At 40.4% G+C, this 18260-nt stretch carries 15 protein-coding genes and 1 pseudogene; 8 read left to right on the top strand and 8 right to left on the bottom strand.

Annotated elements, in window-relative coordinates; all coding sequences use genetic code 11:
- Positions 1–151 precede the first annotated feature (151 nt).
- From ODZ84_RS07350 to ODZ84_RS07340, 3 genes are all read left to right on the top strand, one after another.
- Complete coding sequence (locus tag ODZ84_RS07350) at positions 152–1030, top strand: helix-turn-helix domain-containing protein (protein ID WP_266176342.1); 879 nt, start codon at positions 152–154, stop codon at positions 1028–1030.
- A gap of 723 nt (positions 1031–1753) precedes the next feature.
- Positions 1754–3304: a GMC family oxidoreductase gene (locus tag ODZ84_RS07345; protein WP_266176341.1), complete on the top strand. Its 1551-nt coding sequence runs from the start codon at positions 1754–1756 to the stop codon at positions 3302–3304.
- Positions 3305–3331: 27 nt separating this feature from the next.
- Positions 3332–4777 (top strand): aldehyde dehydrogenase family protein, encoded by a 1446-nt coding sequence (locus ODZ84_RS07340; RefSeq protein WP_266176340.1) that lies wholly within the window; start codon positions 3332–3334, stop codon positions 4775–4777.
- A gap of 214 nt (positions 4778–4991) precedes the next feature.
- Here ODZ84_RS07340 and ODZ84_RS07335 read toward each other — a convergent pair whose 3' ends face one another.
- The 3 genes and pseudogenes from ODZ84_RS07335 to ODZ84_RS07325 form a co-directional block, all read right to left on the bottom strand.
- Positions 4992–5192: a hypervirulence associated TUDOR domain-containing protein gene (locus tag ODZ84_RS07335; RefSeq protein WP_266176339.1), complete on the bottom strand. Its 201-nt coding sequence runs from the start codon at positions 5190–5192 to the stop codon at positions 4992–4994.
- A 193-nt stretch (positions 5193–5385) separates the two neighbouring features.
- Positions 5386–6279, bottom strand: coding sequence for a cation diffusion facilitator family transporter (locus tag ODZ84_RS07330; RefSeq protein WP_266176338.1), 894 nt, complete (start codon positions 6277–6279; stop codon positions 5386–5388).
- Positions 6280–6494: 215 nt separating this feature from the next.
- Positions 6495–6841: pseudogene (locus tag ODZ84_RS07325) on the bottom strand (winged helix-turn-helix transcriptional regulator).
- A 95-nt stretch (positions 6842–6936) separates the two neighbouring features.
- Between ODZ84_RS07325 and ODZ84_RS07320 the strand changes: the two are divergent.
- Both ODZ84_RS07320 and ODZ84_RS07315 read left to right on the top strand, forming a co-directional pair.
- Positions 6937–7539, top strand: coding sequence for a nitroreductase family protein (locus tag ODZ84_RS07320; protein WP_266176337.1), 603 nt, complete (start codon positions 6937–6939; stop codon positions 7537–7539).
- A gap of 531 nt (positions 7540–8070) precedes the next feature.
- The gene (locus ODZ84_RS07315) at positions 8071–8688 is read left to right on the top strand and encodes a DUF4142 domain-containing protein (protein ID WP_266176336.1); all 618 of its coding nucleotides are present in this window, start codon (positions 8071–8073) and stop codon (positions 8686–8688) included.
- 82 nt (positions 8689–8770) lie between these two features.
- On the opposite strand, the gene ODZ84_RS07310 is transcribed toward ODZ84_RS07315, so the two are convergent.
- From ODZ84_RS07310 to ODZ84_RS07290, 5 genes are all read right to left on the bottom strand, one after another.
- Complete coding sequence (locus ODZ84_RS07310; protein ID WP_266176335.1) at positions 8771–10939, bottom strand: glycoside hydrolase family 97 protein; 2169 nt, start codon at positions 10937–10939, stop codon at positions 8771–8773.
- A 303-nt stretch (positions 10940–11242) separates the two neighbouring features.
- Positions 11243–11941, bottom strand: a complete 699-nt coding sequence (locus tag ODZ84_RS07305) for a DUF1826 domain-containing protein (protein WP_266176334.1) — start codon at positions 11939–11941, stop codon at positions 11243–11245.
- 173 nt (positions 11942–12114) lie between these two features.
- A complete protein-coding gene (locus ODZ84_RS07300) occupies positions 12115–13872 on the bottom strand; it encodes a flavin monoamine oxidase family protein (RefSeq protein ID WP_266176333.1) in 1758 nt (585 codons plus the stop codon).
- A gap of 11 nt (positions 13873–13883) precedes the next feature.
- A complete protein-coding gene (locus ODZ84_RS07295; protein WP_266176332.1) occupies positions 13884–15071 on the bottom strand; it encodes an FAD-dependent oxidoreductase in 1188 nt (395 codons plus the stop codon).
- Positions 15072–15362: 291 nt separating this feature from the next.
- Positions 15363–15767, bottom strand: coding sequence for a hypothetical protein (locus ODZ84_RS07290; protein ID WP_266176331.1), 405 nt, complete (start codon positions 15765–15767; stop codon positions 15363–15365).
- Positions 15768–16012: 245 nt separating this feature from the next.
- On the opposite strand from ODZ84_RS07290, the gene ODZ84_RS07285 reads away from it, so the two are divergent.
- The 3 genes from ODZ84_RS07285 (at position 16013) to ODZ84_RS07275 (ending at position 18254) form a co-directional block, all read left to right on the top strand.
- A complete protein-coding gene (locus ODZ84_RS07285; protein ID WP_266176330.1) occupies positions 16013–16558 on the top strand; it encodes a hypothetical protein in 546 nt (181 codons plus the stop codon).
- Between the two features lie 24 nt (positions 16559–16582).
- A complete protein-coding gene (locus ODZ84_RS07280; protein WP_266176329.1) occupies positions 16583–17452 on the top strand; it encodes an AraC family transcriptional regulator in 870 nt (289 codons plus the stop codon).
- 79 nt (positions 17453–17531) lie between these two features.
- Entirely contained in the window at positions 17532–18254 is a 723-nt protein-coding gene (locus ODZ84_RS07275; protein ID WP_266176328.1) for an SIP domain-containing protein, read from the top strand.
- Positions 18255–18260 lie beyond the last annotated feature (6 nt).

The raw sequence follows: 18260 nt of genomic DNA, 5'->3' as shown, positions 1-18260 counted from the left end.
TATCACTGCATTTAGGGATAAGAATACAAAAATCGGAATCTTAAAATGCAGAGATGTGATCTGTAAGACCTAAAGAAGAAGAGACAATTGAAGAAACGGGGAAATGGATAAAACAGGTTGGATAATAAAAAAATAAGCTGTAAAATCGATTATGGGACACATTATTACGTATTCTTTTAAACCTATTGAAAACCCTAAACAAAATCTGCATATCATATCTGTTTCCGAGCGGATGGAAAAAGGAAAGGATCTGATCTTGGTGGCACATCGTACAGATTTCTTTATTGTACAGGTAATAACCAGTGGCAGATCTTCTCATATGGTAGATTTCAACGAAATAACGGTAGAAAAGGGAGATGTCTTGTTTATTGTACCCGGCCAGATACATGCTTTTCGCAAAGGTATAGATTATGACGGCTGGCTTGTCGCTTTTCCAAAGGATTTTTTTTACCAGTCGTCCCATGATCATTATTTTCTTGATAATGCCAATATTTTTAACAACTTACATCAAATTACCCGCCTCAATCTTCCGGGAGATGAACTAGACCCTATTCTGGCTCTGATTTTAAAAATATCCGATGAGCTGAAAAGCAGACACGATACATTCCAACGTCAGATTCTCCATAATTATTTATCCAATCTGCTTCTGTTTTCAGAACGTAAGTTTATACAGGACCATACAGATGAAACTAAAAGTATCCTGTTAACGCAGGAGGGAAAGCTTGTAACAGAATTTAAAAAGCAAATTAATAAATATTTCCGGAATCAGACCACGGTAAAATATTATGCAGGTATGCTTCTGGTAAGTGAAAGAACATTACAGAAAGCGACGATGGCTACCCTCGGAAAATCCCCGAAGGAACTGATTAATGAGCAGATTATCCTCGAAAGTAAGCGCCTGCTTGTACATGAATTAATGACAGTCAAAGAAATAGGGTACTTCCTGGGATTTGACGAACCTTCTAATTTTACAAAATTTTTTAAAAAACAGACCGGAATCTCTCCGAGCCAGTTCAAAAGTAAAAACTGATTGCACTGTGTCGCTTCTGTATCAATAATTTATGTATTTGTAACAGAGCCGGCCGGTCAGTAATAATGTGCTTTTATAATACGATTAAAAGTCTTGCATCATTTCAGGATGCCAAAAAGCAAAACATCCTGCTGTTCGGATATTTCACTTTCCTGTTCAGGCTTATCTTCAGGCGTTAAGCAGTTATTTTTTTTCAGCATTTCAATATTATCCTGTAAATGCCTGATAAGTGATAATACTCATGTTATTTATAAAGTTATTTACACCATTGCGATTTTCGGACATTTCAACAGAGGCTGTACTTTGCCGTAAAAAATCAGCGATATGAAAATACTTAAAAAATAGTTTTATTACGCGAATATTTTTGATCCCACTGCATCCGAGTCATTGACCAGGCTTAATGCCCAAAAAATATCGCCCCTTGAAGCCTGAAAGTAAAACATTTCTTTACAGACGATGAAACAGGAAATATGAATTATCTTACAAAAATAATATGATTCGGCACTTGCAGATTGACGGTTTTCTTATTAGAGTACAATACCATTCGCATTCTGCCATTTTTATTTCGTTTTTTAACCTTTATCCGCTCTCTTTTACCTTGTTACTTTGTATCAGAATAAATTATTATTGATGATTGTAAAAACTAATTTATTAAAACACGTACTGCGGATAGGATGTTTGGCCTTGACCATTATTAATGTAAACGCACAAAAGATTAAAAAAATGGATATAAAACAAATCATTTTGCCTACCGAAATTGAGTACGATTATATTATTGTAGGTGCAGGATCTGCCGGTGCCGTTTTAGGAAACAGGCTTTCCGAAGACGGAACTAAAAAAGTTCTGGTATTAGAAGCAGGACCGATATTTGACAGAAAGGGATATCCGGATGTATTGGCAAGCAGTGATGTATTGGCAGCGGGTGGAGATAAAAGATTTGAATGGGGATACCAAAGCACTCCAGGTTACATCGGCAAGGCTCTGAGTGTTCCAAGAGGAAAAGTGCTGGGCGGAAGCTCTGCTATCAATGGTTCGGTAGCTGTGCGTGCCTTACCTGCTGACTTTGAAAGATGGGCAACAAAATATCACATAAAAGGTTGGACATGGAGTGATGTTTTACCCTATTATAAAAAAATGGAAACCTCAGAAATTAAGGATCCGGTGTGGCATGGTAATCAGGGGCCTTTTCTTATTCATCAGATGTCTAAAACAGAGGTAAGTCCTGCCCAGTTAGCATTTTTAGAATCAGCCAAAGCAAATGGCTATGAAGAAATTACAGACTTTAATGCTGGTAAGCAGCATGGTGTTGGTCCGTATCCTATGAATATTATTAATGGGATAAGATACAATACAGGGATGGCCTATCTGAATGAAGAGATACGTAGCCGGAAAAACCTTACCGTTATTGGGGAAGCTCTGACCGATAGAGTTGTGTTTGAAGGAAAAAGAGCGAAAGGAGTCATTACCGCTGACGGAAGTGTTTTCAAAGCTAAAGAAATTATACTTTCTGCAGGTACCTATGGAAGCGCAGCAATATTACTCCGCTCAGGAATCGGGCCTAAGGAGGAACTTGATAAGCATGGGATTCCCGTTATTGCAGAATTGCCGGTAGGTAAAAAGTTATACGATCATCCGTTCTATTACAATGCCTATGCTTTGGATCCACACAAGACAGGAAGACAGACTCCGGTAATCGGGGTTAAGCTCTGGACCAGATCATCTTATGCAAAAGACGGGGAACTGGATTTGCATATTACGGCTACCCATCTCTTCCCACATGAACAAAGTCCTACAAAAGCAGGATTTGTACTGGCTGTAGGATTAACGAATCCTAAATCATCAGGAAGCCTTAAACTTTCCAGCAGAAACCCGAAAGATGCACCCATTATTGATCTCAATTTTTTAGCTGAAGAAGAAGACCGTAAAAGACTGGTAGAAGGAATTAAACTTGCCCGTAAAATAGGGAATTCCCAGCCCATAAAAGGTATTTTCGTACAAGAGCTCAATCCTGGTGCCGGTGTAACAAGTGATGAAGACCTTATTCAGTCAGCAAGATCTACATTGGACACTTATCATCATCCATTTTCTACAGTTCCGATGGGCGAAGAAAGTGATAAAAGTGCAGTAGTGGATTTTGCCGGAAGGGTTTATAAAACCAAGGGCCTCAGGGTAGTGGATGCATCCATATTTCCTGATGCTGTTTCAGCTGCACCCAATCCAACCATCATAATGCTGGCCGAAAAAATTACAGATGATATCAAAAAAAGCAAATAACACAAATAACCGCATAAATTCAATGATATGAACATAGCATTAAACTGGATAGATGGAGAATGGATTGATAACGGGAATTACAGGGAAAGCTTCAACCCTGCAGATGGCGAAAAAATAGGTCTTTTCGCAGACGGTGGAAAAGCAGAAGCGATACTGGGAATAGCTGCTGCAAAAAGAGCATTTAAAGAAACAAATTGGAAGAGCGACCGCCAGCTAAGATATAAAGTGCTGAATGAGCTGGCAGACCAGTTTGAAGCTTATCACGAAAAGCTGGTAAATTTACTCACCCTGGAAAATGGAAAAGTACAAGGCGAAGCTGAATTTGAATGTAGCATGGTTGCTCCAAAACTGAGATACTTCGCAGCACAGGCACTTACGCAGACCGGACGTGCCCTGGAAACATCGCCAGGTTCTTTTAGTGCAGTAGTGACAGAAGCTGTAGGAGTAGCAGGAATAATAGTCCCATGGAATTCACCCATCATTCTGATGGTACGTTCCCTGGCTCCGGCCCTTGCGGCAGGCTGCACTGTGGTTATTAAAATGCCTGCCCAGACTGCTCAGGTGAATGCTCTCGTTAATGAAGTTTTTGCCTCTGTAAAAAGTCTTCCCAAAGGAGTCATTAACCAATTCACTGAAAGCGGAAGCGAGGGTGCTGCATTGATGGTGGAATCCCCTGATACTCCTGTAATTTCATATACGGGTAGTACACGTACCGGTAAAATATTAATGGCTAATGGCGCTCCTCAATTGAAAAGATTTGGCTTTGAACTGGGAGGAAAGACCCCTATGCTGGTATTGAATGATGCTGATCTTGATAAGGCGGTCCCTACCCTTGAAAAGGCAATTACCGTTTTTGCCGGGCAGTTTTGTATGACAGGCAGCCGTATAATCGTACAGAATGGGATAGAAGAGCAATTGATCAGAAAGCTGTCGGAAAGACTGGAAAATGTAAAAGTGGGGCCTGCCGCCGATTTACAAAGCGAAATGGGACCCATGATTGATAAAGCTAATGTGGAACGGGTAGATAAGGCCGTTGAAAAAGCAATATCCGAGGGTGCTAAAGTACTGGTACGCGGAGGAAAAATAACTGAAGGTCCGCTGGCCTCAGGAGCTTTTTACCGCCCCACATTGCTTCAGGTAACCCACAATAAACTGGAAATTGTACAGGAGGAAACATTCGGGCCGGTAGCTACGGTACAGGTTGTTGAAACAGTGCAGGAAGCTATTGAATCAGCCAATGATAATGTATATGGATTGGCTGCTTCTGTCTGGAGCCAGGACGTGGATCTCCCTTTAAAGATTGCGAGAGAGCTTGAAGCCGGAACAGTCTGGATCAATGCATGGGCTGAAGTAAGGGATGAATTCGAAGAAGGAGGATATAAACTTAGTGGCCTGGGAAGATTAAACGGTTTGGCATCTTTGGAAGATTTTCTGGAATATAAACATATTGTTCATAAACACGGAACGGTATGATCTATAAATGAGAGCTGGTTGTCATTACTCAGGGGAGAGTAGTGACACCGCTTGATTTAAAAAAGTACAGAATTTGCAGCTGTTCCAGACTATCTCTAATTATAGTTTCCGGATAAAATACTGATGCCAGGCTCATATGTAATGAATCAACCTATCACAGACACTCAAAGTGAAGACTGCACACCTGGTAACCGATTTTCTGCAGGTTTTCGGATTATATTTTCTTTAATGCTTCTTCCTTATGCACTGCGGATTTCCCGGTTTTTTCACTCATAACCTCATACTGCGGGCTTTCTTCAGAAGCTCTGCGCTGTTTCTGCATAAAGGTAAAATCACTCGTGTGAACCCTGGTGATGATTCCATGGGTTTCTCCAAACCTGAATTTCCATTTAACATGATCTCCTTTTTTCAACATGATTTTTGATTTTAAGTGTATAACATCGAAAGAGAGCGGAGCATTCGGCTCCCACCCAAAAATATCAATCAAATAGTATACCTGATAAAAATTTTCTGATTATTTTATAAATATTGCGGAATGTCTGAGAATCATACCTGACAGGCACGACTGATTTATACTAGCATATAATGATGATATTAAAACTGATCAATTATTCAGGCTGAATAATAACAAACCGGACCAAAGGGAATTCGGCTTTTATATGCTCCCGTATCCGGTGTATCCCTTCAGTGATTTCTTCTGTATCCAGATGATCTTTGAAATCTATGATCAGCATCAGAATGACTTCTTCCGGTGACTGATACGTAGATAAAATACTTTTTGTTCTGACGACCGACTCATCTTTTTCTGCCAGTCTGGCAATCTTTTGTCTTGTTTCAGGAGCTATTCCTTCTCCCATCAGTAAGCTCCGGCTTTCCCTGGCCAGGATAAAAGATACGAAAACCAGAATCAGCCCTACCATTACCGAGGCGAGCCCGTCTAATTCCGGGATTCCAAAAGAATGGCTGATTCCCATCAGAATCATAACAATGATCAAACCGGCCACTGCCGCCCCATCTTCAAAAACAACAAGAAAACTGGAAGGGTCCTTGCTCTTTATAATGGCATCCCACCATCGCATGCCGTTTCTGGTTTTATTAAATTCTTTGACAGCAATAAATAGAGAGGTTCCCTCAAAAATAAGCGAAAGGAATAATACGATATAGTTCCAGAAAGGATCTTTCATCACCTCAGGTTCTATCATGTGCAAAACACCTTGGTAAACCGATAAAGCACCGCCCAGACCGAAGATCAGAATAGAGACGACAAAAGACCAGAAATAAAGTTCCTTGCCATATCCGAAAGGATGAAATTCGTCCGGTGCTTTTCTGCTTCTTTTCAATCCATATAAAAGTAACAGCTGGTTGGTCGTATCCACAGTGGAATGAATACCTTCAGAGATCATGGAAGAGCTATTGGTAAATGCTCCCGCAATAAACTTTGTTAATGCAATTAACAGATTGGCAGCAAGTGCACTGTAAATTGATTTACGATTGTCAGTCATTTGTTAGTAGATATCGATATATGAGGAATAAATAGACAGCACCTCAGCGCATGATACAATAATCTCTGCTGCTGTATCTACAACATTTACAAAAATAATGCTACAGATGGTATAATGTTCAGAGAATATTTGTTTGCAACCACTAAGTTACTGCACGCCAATTTATTATGGGATGAAGAGACTTTTAATACGGATAGAATCTGAAACGGTCGGACTTAGGGGACCGACTTTATGCGTTCATCTGCCGCAGCTACTTCATCTCCCCATTCAGAGATGGCATGAAGCAGCGGAATTAAGGTCTTTCCGAATTCCGTTAATTCATAATCTACTTTTAGCGGAGGCTTGCTGGTGTGAACGGTACGCTTGATCAGGCCGTCCTCTTCCATTTCTTTCAACTGCAGACTTAAGGTCCGTTCAGTGATGACGGGACATTCCCTCCTTAATTCACTATATCTTTTTTTTCTATGAGATGGATAAGGATGACAGCTTTCCATTTTCCTCCTATGTATTTCATGGTCAGGCTGGTGCTGCAGGGGTAATGTTTGTTATTGATACGATACATCTGTTACTATCATTTTTAGCCGGTATTGCAAAGATAGATCACTATACTTAGTTTTGCAACATTAAAAAGTATAGTATAATTAAAATTTTACAGTTATGAATTTTTTAGACCTTGCCAAGCGCCGGTATGCAACCAAAAAATATGATCCGGCCAGGAAAATTTCTTCAGCGCAGATTGGGGAACTTAAAGAAATACTACATCTGAGCCCGTCTTCCATCAATAGTCAGCCCTGGAAATTTACCTTCGTGACAGACGAAACGGTAAAAGAAGCACTGGCAGCCCAGTCTTATACGAATGAAAAGTCAGTGAACGATGTCGGGCTCCTGGTTGTTTTCAGTGTTATCGATGATATTGATCATTTTGAAAAAACAAATCTCTCCGTTCTTCCCGAAGCATGGGTAAAAGGTTTTTATGAACCGATGATAAAGTCGAAGGGTGAAGCTGCCGTAAAATCATGGATGGAAAGTCAGGTCTATCTTTCCTTGGGTTACTTTCTGAGTGCCTGCATAAGTATGGGGCTCGATGCGACTCCAATGGAAGGGATTAACCGCCTGGCGTATAAAGAAATATTACCCCCGGACGGGTGTTCTCCGTTATTTGCTGTAACGGTGGGCTATGCCGATCCAAATGATCAGAGCCATCCCGATTCTCTGCCGAAATCACGCTTACCATTGAACCAGATAATTCAATCGGTTTAGTACAGAAACATACAAACCGCCATTGTACATTTTACCTGGCAGATGATAAACAGCTGTTGAATCTGTTGGAATACCATAAACGATTGCTCATTGATGGATTTCCTTTAACAAAGCGAATCTGTTTTCTTTGATGGGAAAGCTCGTTAATCCATCATTTTGAAAAGCACAACAGGTAAATATGAAATATTTTATGAAATTTTGCATAAGTATTTGATGATGATAAGAATATTTTACTTTAAATTGCATATAAAGATTAAATTTTGGTATAATCATTGTTTAAATTCATCACGTATTAACTATTGATCAGAAATTAATGAGTATGGGTATAGCTAACGGAATAATTGTAGAGAACAAGACAATCCGGGAATACCTATAACGAATCATGAGTATTGACAATAAGTTTACCAATGCAGTATGGATAAATGATGTAACAAAATAAAAGTATCATAGCTTACCGGAATCTTTATGTAAATGATCCGAAATGATTCTGCAGAAAATAAGATCTTACCAAATACATTTTAAAATAATATTATGAAAAATTCAATCCTAACACTTCTTGCAGTGGGCGCTTTAATGTCATGTGAGAAAAAAGAAACCACTAATGTCAATAATGATGCTGACAGTACAGCCGTATCTTCTGATACAGCAATGAATGCTACACCTACTGATTCTACAGCAGCTACAGCTACTACTGCGAATGCAACCTCAGCCACACTGAATGATCAGGACAAAAAATTTGCAGATAAGGCAGCCATGTCCGGAATGGCTGAAGTAATGCTCGGTGAGCTTGCTTCTACTAACGGTACTAATGCTTCTGTAAAAACACTGGGTGCAATGATGGTAAAAGATCATACCAAAGCCAATGACGAGCTGAAAAGCTGGGCATCAACAGCAGGATACACGTTGCCAACAAGCGTAAGTGCAGAGCAGCAAAAAACATATGATGATCTGAAAGCCAAAAAAGGTGCAGATTTTGACCGTGCTTTTGCAGATGTTATGGTAACAGATCATAAAAAGGCAATTGAAGAATTTAAGAAAGAATCTTCTTCAGGAGGTGATGCTTCCCTTAAATCTTTTGCCGGCAAAACACTTCCGGCACTGGAACACCACTTAATGGAGTCAGAAAAAACAAAGGCTGCAGTGAAATAATTAATAATATCATTGCAATATTATTAAAAAACGAATCCCTGTTTCAGACAGGGATTTTTTGTGTTTCCGGAAGTCTGTATAATCAGTGTTCAGTCAGAGGTTTTATAGTGACCGCAAATCCGCCGCTTCTTGCCATTTTAAATTTTATCTTTGACCGGTTCGTAATTTGTTTTTTATAGATATGATAACTTTTAGGATTGTTTATATAATCTGCGTCTTTTCCGTCTTCATAGATGGTGGCTTCATACCTTTTGCCACTGTCAAGAAATGAGAAATTTACAGCATACTCCCGTTTATTTTCGTCGGTGATGCCTCCTAAAAACCAGTGGTCTGTATTTTTTGCTTTTCTCGCTGTGATAATATAATCACCGGGTTCTGCGGCCAGGATTTTGGTGTCATCCCAATCGGCAGCCACATCTTTGATAAACTGAAACGCATCCATATGTCTTCTGTAGTTTTCCGGCAGATCCGCTGCCATCTGAACAGGCATATACATCACCACATATAGGGCCAGTTGTTTTGCCAGCGTGGTTTTTACAAAGCGCTTATCGCCAGGAAAATAGTAATTTAATTTTGTCTGGAAAATCCCCGGTGTATAGTCCATCGAGCCGCCAATCCATCTTGTAAAAGGGAGAATCGTCTGATGATCAGGGTTATTTCCCAGGAAGGCTTCGTGTTCCGTCCCGCGTGCAGCTTCGGCAGAAACCCAGTTTGGATAGGTTCTGCTTTCACCTCCCGGCCGTACAGATTCATGGGAATTGATCATAATCTTATATTCATGAGCCTTTTCGACAATTCTGTAATAATGGTTGATGGTCCACTGCGAGTAGTGATGTTCACCACGGGGAATAATGTCGCCGACATATCCTGTCTTTACGGCATCATAGCCGTAGGTGTTCATCAGCTGGAATGCTTTATCTGCCCATCTTTCATAGTTTGTTGCGGAAGCGGAAGTTTCATGGTGCATCATCAGTTTGATCCCTTTAGAATGTGCATAGTCATTTAACATTTTAATATCAAAATCCGGATAAGGAGTAATAAAATCAAAGACAAACTCCTTTGAATGGTTGGACCAATCCTCCCAGCCGACATTCCATCCTTCGATCAACAGTCCCTGAAAACCGTTTTCAGAAGCAAAATCGATGTACTCCTTAACTTTTGTATTGTTGGCACCGTGTTTTCCGTTGGGAGTCAGTTTTGAAAAATCCGTCTCGCCGATCCGGACATTGGATTTCGGTGTACCGTAAGCCCACTGTGACTTCCCGATGATCATTTCCCACCATACGCCCATGTATTTTGTGGGATGGATATATGAAGTATCGGTGTATCTTGTCGGTTCGTTCAGGTTAAAAAGCATTTTCGAATCCATGACTATTTCCGCTTTCGGAGAAACAATAATCGTTCGCCACGGGGACACTGAAGAAGTCTGGATATATCCTTTGGCGCCCTGCTTATCAGGTGTAAGATGAGTTTTAAATTTAAAATTCACCGCATCCACATCCAGATTGGAGGCGGGATAATCTAATACTGCGGCCTCGGCAACATTGATGTATAAAGGATTTTTTCCTTCTTTTTTAAGCATCAGCGACGTCTGAACTGCATTTTTTATCAGCGTCTGAGAAGAATGCTTATCCCAGGCCTGGTCCCATCTTCCCGGAATTTCAGAAATTTTTGTTTCCTGGTAAGGATATTCCTGAGAATCATAATCACCGACGATCCACCAGGCTTTCATATCAGAAGGAAAATCAATTTCGGAATCTTCTTCCCGGATGGTGAAATAATTCAGGTTTTTCTGCTGTGGAAATTCATACCTGAAGGCCAGACCGTCATCAAATAATCTGAATTTAATAATGATATGCCGATCGGAAGAAGCTTGAGTAAGTTGTACCGCTAATTCGTTGTAATGGTTAATATAATTTTTCTTTTCCCCTAAAACAGGCTGCCAGATTTCATTTTTCGAATTCCGTTTTTCATCTGTTTTTGTAAAACCGTTGTTGAGATCAAAGGATGAATCCTGAGATTGTATCATTTCTGAAGACATCTTTACCGCTGAATCATTCCTGAAAAGTCTCAATCCCATTTTAGAGTCTTCAACTACGGTATCGCCATTGTATTTTAAGTGATAATAAGGAATTCCCTGCTTAAGCTCAAAATTCATTTCAAACTTTCCGTCCGGCGATTTCAGCGATTGCGAATACAGAACTGAATGTGCTGTCAGGAACAGAAATACTGCGATCGTACATTTTTTCATTTTAAAACATTTGACATTTAACATTAATTTTAATAATGAAGCAGGGTAGTAGTCTTTAGAAATAATAATAACTTCATAGTATTATAAGGCTCAAAATTTACGCCAAATTCTATTAATTATTAATGAATTAACCTATAATCACATAGTTTTAAGGCATACAATTAACTGTAGTATCGTCATCCTGATACAATGAATCAAAGAGTATGCATTCATCCGAAAGATAATGTGAAAAATTTCGAAGAATCAGTTAAAAATATTTTGAAAAATATAGTTTCGGGGTGAAAAGGCGATTACATTATTTTATCAGCAAATGAGCAATAATCGGTATTCGCCGGCATTTTCCGCCGGCGCACGATGAACGCACGGCAAAACGTTCTGTTGCGGATGATCTACAGCCAATCTCCACAGATGACCGCATCCCAGGTTTATGGGTTGAGCATTGGGTTTTGGCTGATAATGCAGGTCGAAAAAACAATCTTTCAGGAAATTTTCAAATTCTGCTTCCGGCCCATGATGCAGTTCTCTGAGTTTTTTCCGGATTTCCGGAATCAGGATTTTCTGGTCCACCTGATCATTGGGAATAATATCGCTGGCGGCTCCGTAATAGGTACATAAAAAAGTATCTGTTCCCACAGGAGAGCGGTCGACATGATAAGAATAAACATCCGTAGCAATGAAGTCGAATTCCTCATCCCGCTCATAATTTTTGAGTAAATTAAGAGAGGGCAGTGCCCCGGAATCCGTTAATAAGCGCAGATCATTTAAGATGATTTCTCTTGCTTTATCCCCTTCTGCTGAAAGTTTTAACGCTAACAGATCCTCCATAGAGACTTCGGTAATATTCTCTTTTAACGTCAACTGAGAAACAATTTCTTTAAAATCACCCTGTAAATTTCTATACCAGCATAATGCATTGGTACTGTCCTGGAAGGGAGTATTTACCAATTCGTAAAAGCCGGATACCACTCCAACCTGATGGCTTTCGGAAAATATAGGGTCCATAATAAAGGTTTAACTTCCTGCAAAAGTACGTAACAACAGAAGAAGATCAGCTAAATTTGATTTCAAATCTTTGAAGGTATATCAATCAGGAATAAAAAATATTTTAGAAGGTACATGACCCAATAAACCGACCCGCTTTAATGGCGGGTCGCATTTATATACTTATTTCAGGATTACCATCCGAGGTAATACTTCTCGCTCAGCCAGTAAGGACATGTAAGGCCGAAATATTCCCTCAGCATTTTTTCAGCTTCACAGAAAGCTCCTTCCACCCAGCCCTGCTGATCAGAGTAAGCTTCACCACAGATATGGATTTGCTCATCCACTGCCGGTTTTCTCATGTACGTCATGACGTCTTGAACGGAGTACCCGGCTTTCCAGGCGTGATATCCGGCTCCGAAAGGATCTTCTGTCCAGTCTCTGAAATACGTCACATACGGTTCAGGAATGGTGACCTGATCGCCGTGAAGTTCGCGCAGCTGATTCATCAATTCATTCACCATTAATTTTGTCGCCTGTACATTATCCAGCTCGTGCAGTTCTGTAAGCGATGCCGATTTGGCAGGTTTTACTTCGAAAAGCACATTATCATCGGTAAGAGCCTTCCAGAATGTTTCCGTTTCCATATCTCCGTAGCTTCCCAGCAGCATGGAATTATTGGTTTCAGGGTCTGTTCCGAAGTAGTAGCATTGCCTCATCGGTAAATCGGTGATAGAATGTCCGGAATCAATACCCAATTCTTTCCACCAGGGGTATTTAAAGCCCATTAAAATTTTAAAAGCAGGCTCCATGATAACGGAACTCATGTTGTAATGAAGCGTAGAATTAAGATCAGCGTTAAAAAAGAAGTTGTTCTGATCCAAAAGCTCCAGTGATTTTCTCGGCATTGCAAGAATAAGGTGATTGGCAAAGACTTTCCACTGCTTATTGGTTTTAAGATTCAGAAAAGTCAGATGATATTTGTGAGAGGCGTTGAGCGAATAATCTTTGGTAAAGGTCAGTAATTTATTTTCAGACCAGATGCATGCTCCGTTATGTTCCATATAAGCATTAGCAATGGCATAAGCGATACTGTCGTAGCCTTCCTCAATGGTTTTATATTGGGTATCTGCGGAGAAATCTCCCACCATATAAGGAAAGGCTTCCGCAGAATTCCAGTTGATAGTATTTGAGTAGTATCCACCGGCATTGGCCAGAAACTGGTATCCTTCCTGTGAAACCTGATCTTTGATCAGATTCCAGAAACCGATATCATTTACTTTACGTCCGTCATAAGGAGAGTTAGGAAAATTATAGATGAGTTTAGGTTTAATGTTGTCCCAATCTCTGCTATCCAGCTCAAAAGAATAATCCAGGGGAGAAGAACCTTTAATTTTGCTCCCGTAAGTTGAAGCCACCCAGGCGTCTGCCATCAGTACATCGTGAATAATTTTATTAAATAACTGATCCGAACTGTAGCCTACATCACCTTCATTAAGATAATACCGGGTGATGAGTTTTTTATGTTCGCCCTCGGCAGAATTCCAGTCACTCTGTTTGAAACGCTCTTTTCTGAGGTACATAAGAAGTTTTTCAGGATCCCCCATTGGAAAAGGAATGGGAGTCATAATGTCTTTCAGAACAGGAATACGTGTTGTCGGATCTTCGGAAGAGGGATAGCCCTCAATTAAATTCGTTACGATTTCCTGTGAGGTCAGATAGCGCATACCGCCCAACTCGCCCCAGAAATTCATTCCCGGCAGAATCACAGACTCCAGTCTTCCGCCCAGCTTATCATTCATATCGAAAATCTGTACTTCATGAGCCTCAAACTTTTTATCGGTTACAAGACGAAAGGCAGAATATAATCCCGAAGTTCCTGCACCAATAATGGCGACTTCAGTTTTCAGATCAGGGTGCATCCCTGTATTTAGAGGAGTGTTTTTATTCATGGTTTATATTTTTAAAGTGCTTTAAAATATTTGCGTCCCAGCTGGAATGGGGTAATATCAAATTCCGTATGTCCGTCCAGTGCAAGATCCGACATGATTTTTCCTAAAAAAGGAGTGAATTTTGCGGCCCAGCCTGTAGCATAGACGACAATATTTTTGTGATTCGGAACATATCCCGGTGCAAAGTCGATCAGAAGTTCTTTATTGGGGATTTTACTCAAAGCGATAAGGCAGGTTGAGGTATACTCCGGCTCAGTACTTAATCCGGTCATATGTTCTTTAACCCATTCTGAAGTGTAGTCGAGTTCCTGCTGATCAGGAATTAGGGTCCTGTCTCCTGGCTCTTCCAAGGGATTGATCACAAAATCAGGCGCGACCCTGATGTATTCCGGATGATCCCAGTCGACAGACGGAAAGCCATAAAACTGATTTCCGTTATCACCTGACGCGTTCTGAAATACAAACCATGTCGGATACTGAATGTCGGGATCGGTCTTTTTAAAATATGCTGAAGACATATTCCAGTACGTCGCTTCGATTTTAAAATCCAGTAAATTGATCACACTGTTGATATAGGGACCCGGGATTACCGCCAGTTTTTTGGTAATATAAATTCCATAGGGAGTGGTGATTTCAAAAAGTTCCCCGATCTGATTAATTTTAAGAACAGGCGAGTTCTCTTCAAGAGATACCGTTTCTTCCTGCTTACACAAATCCAGAAGCGTTTCTATGGTTGCTTTGAAATTAATGCTTGCGCCGTCCGGCTGAAATAGTCCGGTATAAGTGTCCGGTAAGTTTCTGAAGTTGTATTCTTCTTCAATTTCTTTTGCGGTAAGCGTGGTGTAGGGAACCTTCAATGCTTTTAACGCTTCTTCGGCTTCGGCAATATTTCCTTCTGTAGAATGCACCGTGGGATCTCCGAACCAGAGTGTTCCTACCTTATCCAGCAACGGAATATCTGTCTGTTTTTGCAGTTCTTCCCAATAAGGCTGGGCATCAAGAGCCATCTGTACCATATACTGATCCGGATACGGGACCCTGAATTGGCGCGATACACCTGCAGAGCTTCCCAGCTGATTCACAAACGTGAACTGTTCCAGTACCAGCGTTCTGGCTTTACGTTTTCCAAGATGGTATGCCGTAGCCAGGCCTATTGCTCCGCCCCCGATAACAATAACGTCGTAGTTTTCTTGATTCATGTTTTCGTTTTTAGCTTTATAATTGTCAGGAGAATGATCGGAATATCTGAATTCCGGGCTACCTCACGTCATCAAAGTAACAAAGAACAAAAAAACTGGTGTAGAGTAGAAATACGTAATTTTTTATAGTGATCGGGTCTGCAACCTGAAAAGAACAGTGTAATATACCATATCAGCGGGAAAAAATTCAGGCGGGACCGGATTACTCCGGATCTTCCTCTTTCAATCTGTTTTTAAAAACCAAAAAAGCTCACCATAACGGTAAGCTTTATCCATGATTATGCAAACAGTTTATCCTGCTTTACACATCGCATCCCAGGTTGTCCAGAAATGAGCATTGATGGCTCCCGGAGCCGGAGATGTGCTGTCTGCAACGATGCCTACCATTGAAGCACAGTTGGAATTACAGCCGATCTCATTGCGACTTCCCTCCTGTGGAGGAATCTCTCGCCAGGTACCTGTGGAACCGCTTAGCAATTCTACTTTAATGTCAAAGATTCCTGATAGATTAGGAGTCTGGATCTGTCCTGTCGGATTTTCACTGGATATGGAGTCGCTCCAGTTTCCCTGTGAAAAAGTGACACGCCATTTTGAAATCATTTTAGCAGTGTTGTTTTGTGGTGACAGGTATACCCAAAACTGAGCACCTCCGCCTAATTGAACCTGACCGGTTGAGTTTACATTTACTTCTGACATTTTAATTGTTTTTAGTGGTTATTAGATATTGTTATTGTATGTCAAAGTAACGATGATGAAGAGAAACAGGGTAGAGTATAAATCACCAATTAATATTTTGAGTATAAATACGCATTGAACGGGAGTGCTCTGTTCAGGAAGATTGAAAAATACTGATATTTTCCTTTACACCGTTTTTAGTACGTGAAACTGAAATTACTTAACGGTGAAAAAATCTTATCTTAGTATTCGGAAAAGTGATTAAAATGAAAAAAATAATATTTCTGACTTTGGGAGTTGTTCTGCTTAATTCCTGCGTAGTACGCACGGCAACCAAAGTGGTAACCGGAGTTGCAAAGGTAGGTTATAAGGCTGTCAAAGGAACGGTAAACGGCATCGGCTGGGCAGTCAGCAAAGCCAAAGGGAAAATAGATGAAGACCGCGTGGATGGTACCTGGAAAATAGTGGGAGTCTACCGGGGATCTTTTGAAGACTTTGCAAATGATCAGAATCCGGAAAGTGTATTCACCTCAGCCTGTACAGATGGTTCTGACCAGATGATTTTTAAAGCAAAAAAATCGAAATTCAAGCCGGTGCATTGCAGTTCTGAGAAGGAGGACTGGGTAAAATATTCCATGAAATTCGGAAAAAACCCTTTAACCGGAGAAAAGGAAAATTATATAGAATACAACTCCAATTCTTATATTTCCGTGATCGATATCACTAATAAAACCATGGTTTTAGAAGGGAATCTGATGCCTAAACTTGCTTTTTCAGGGGCTAAACTATACCTACTGGAAAAGGTGAAATAACATACAAAAATTGCCATAATTTTTATGAGACCAAATATTCCGACCTATGACTTAACGGGTATTTCTGCACATCAATTCATTGTTGAAAAGATAAATCATACCCAACATGCCCGGAAAGCTCTGTTGGACCGGGGAATTCATCGTGACAGCCACTATATTTTCACCATCATGGAACAGGGATTTGTGAGAATGATGATAGATTTTGCTGTTATTGAAGCAAGGGAATCCTGTATCTTCTGCATTATGCCGGGGCAGGTGCATCAGGGACTTCTTATGGAAGATGTTGTAGGCTGGTTTGTGGCGGTAAAGGCCGATTTTGTTCCGGATACGGTACGTTCAGTTTTCGAGGAATCCCTGACAAAAATAGAACCTCTGCTTCTGGATATGGAATCAATCGCAAAAATAAGTATGACAGCGGATTTGCTGTACGGATATTGTAACGATGGAGGGTTTGCTTCAAAGGAACGTCTTTTAACAGTCCGATCTTTGCTGAGCGCATTGATGGGAATGGTTGCTCACAGGTATTCTGAGGAGAACAGTCTTGACATATCTGATCAAAACCGTGCATCACAGCTTACAAGAGCCTTCAGAATTTTGGTGCGGAAAAAGTATAGAACATTGAAAAGTCCATCATCTTACGCAGAACTTTTGCATATTTCAAGAGGATATCTGACGGAAGTGATTCGGGAAGTTACAGGCAAGTCCGCGCAATACTGGATACATTCGGAAATTTTAATAGAAGCTAAAAGACTGCTGGTATTTACAGACCTTACGGTGAAAGAAGTTGCCTATGAGTTGGGATACAGCGATCACGCCTATTTCAGCCGTTTATTTTCAAGGCTTGAAAATCAGTCGCCCTCAGAATTCCGACAAAAGCCTCAGGAATCACTGTAATCCACGGATAGTCCAACCAATACCTTGGAACAGCTATTGAAAGACACCTGTTTTGCAGCTTCCTTTGCAATAAAAAAACATGTCTAGTTTACCCAAATGGATCAATGACGCAGTAGTGAATGTGATGTCATCGAAATTTAGAGACTGTACCATTATCAGAACTGAATATATTTCAGCTCAGCTGTGCAGAATACAATTTAAAGCAAACCTGGAAAATCTGTATTTCGAACCTGCTTATGCCATAGGAATCCGAATCAATGAAAGGGATTTCCGCAATTATTCGCCATTTAATTTTAATGTAGAAGAGGGCTGTTTTGAAGTCATTTTTCATCTTCATGATAAAGCTTCAGCAGCGTGCCGTTTTATCGGCCGCCTGTCAGAAAATGATTCTTTGAAGATTCTCATTCCGAGAGGAAGAAGATTCTTTGCTCCTGATGCAAAAATTCACTTTTCTGTTGGAGATGAAACTTCTTTGGGAACTTCCATTTCTATAAAAGAGGCTGCGGAAAAAGCGGATAGCTCATTTTTATGCCTTCACGAGCTCGACCAGCCGGAATATTTGGAAAGTCTCGGGCTCTTTGGATATTATGTCGGCAAAAACAATCCATTACAGCTGATAGAAACTTTAAAGGAGTTTTTAAGAGAAGAAAAATGGGCAATTAATCATGATGAGGTGGTTTTTTATCTTACCGGAAACGGGCAGACTATGGCTCTTGTGAGGAAATTCCTGAAGGCAAACGGTGTTTCAGCCAGGTGTATCAGATCCCAGGCATATTGGATAGAAGGAAAGAAAGGATTATAATAGTCA

It is taken from the genome of Chryseobacterium fluminis (assembly GCF_026314945.1).
In the GTDB taxonomy this organism is placed as follows: domain Bacteria; phylum Bacteroidota; class Bacteroidia; order Flavobacteriales; family Weeksellaceae; genus Chryseobacterium; species Chryseobacterium fluminis.
The sequence above is the reverse complement of the archived record's forward strand: the minus strand, read 5'-3'. Positions and strand labels throughout refer to the sequence as shown.

What these genes read in the sequence shown, in the direction of transcription:
- ODZ84_RS07285 (WP_266176330.1), top strand. Translation starts at nt 16,013, where the DNA reads ATGAAAAAAATAATATTTCTGACTTTGGGAGTTGTTCTGCTTAATTCC.
- ODZ84_RS07335 (WP_266176339.1), bottom strand. Translation starts at nt 5,192, where the DNA reads ATGTTGAAAAAAGGAGATCATGTTAAATGGAAATTCAGGTTTGGAGAA.
- ODZ84_RS07280 (WP_266176329.1), top strand. Translation starts at nt 16,583, where the DNA reads ATGAGACCAAATATTCCGACCTATGACTTAACGGGTATTTCTGCACAT.
- ODZ84_RS07345 (WP_266176341.1), top strand. Translation starts at nt 1,754, where the DNA reads ATGGATATAAAACAAATCATTTTGCCTACCGAAATTGAGTACGATTAT.
- ODZ84_RS07275 (WP_266176328.1), top strand. Translation starts at nt 17,532, where the DNA reads ATGTCTAGTTTACCCAAATGGATCAATGACGCAGTAGTGAATGTGATG.
- ODZ84_RS07330 (WP_266176338.1), bottom strand. Translation starts at nt 6,279, where the DNA reads ATGACTGACAATCGTAAATCAATTTACAGTGCACTTGCTGCCAATCTG.
- ODZ84_RS07350 (WP_266176342.1), top strand. Translation starts at nt 152, where the DNA reads ATGGGACACATTATTACGTATTCTTTTAAACCTATTGAAAACCCTAAA.
- ODZ84_RS07310 (WP_266176335.1), bottom strand. Translation starts at nt 10,939, where the DNA reads ATGAAAAAATGTACGATCGCAGTATTTCTGTTCCTGACAGCACATTCA.
- ODZ84_RS07295 (WP_266176332.1), bottom strand. Translation starts at nt 15,071, where the DNA reads ATGAATCAAGAAAACTACGACGTTATTGTTATCGGGGGCGGAGCAATA.
- ODZ84_RS07315 (WP_266176336.1), top strand. Translation starts at nt 8,071, where the DNA reads ATGAAAAATTCAATCCTAACACTTCTTGCAGTGGGCGCTTTAATGTCA.
- ODZ84_RS07340 (WP_266176340.1), top strand. Translation starts at nt 3,332, where the DNA reads ATGAACATAGCATTAAACTGGATAGATGGAGAATGGATTGATAACGGG.
- ODZ84_RS07305 (WP_266176334.1), bottom strand. Translation starts at nt 11,941, where the DNA reads ATGGACCCTATATTTTCCGAAAGCCATCAGGTTGGAGTGGTATCCGGC.
- ODZ84_RS07290 (WP_266176331.1), bottom strand. Translation starts at nt 15,767, where the DNA reads ATGTCAGAAGTAAATGTAAACTCAACCGGTCAGGTTCAATTAGGCGGA.
- ODZ84_RS07300 (WP_266176333.1), bottom strand. Translation starts at nt 13,872, where the DNA reads ATGAATAAAAACACTCCTCTAAATACAGGGATGCACCCTGATCTGAAA.
- ODZ84_RS07320 (WP_266176337.1), top strand. Translation starts at nt 6,937, where the DNA reads ATGAATTTTTTAGACCTTGCCAAGCGCCGGTATGCAACCAAAAAATAT.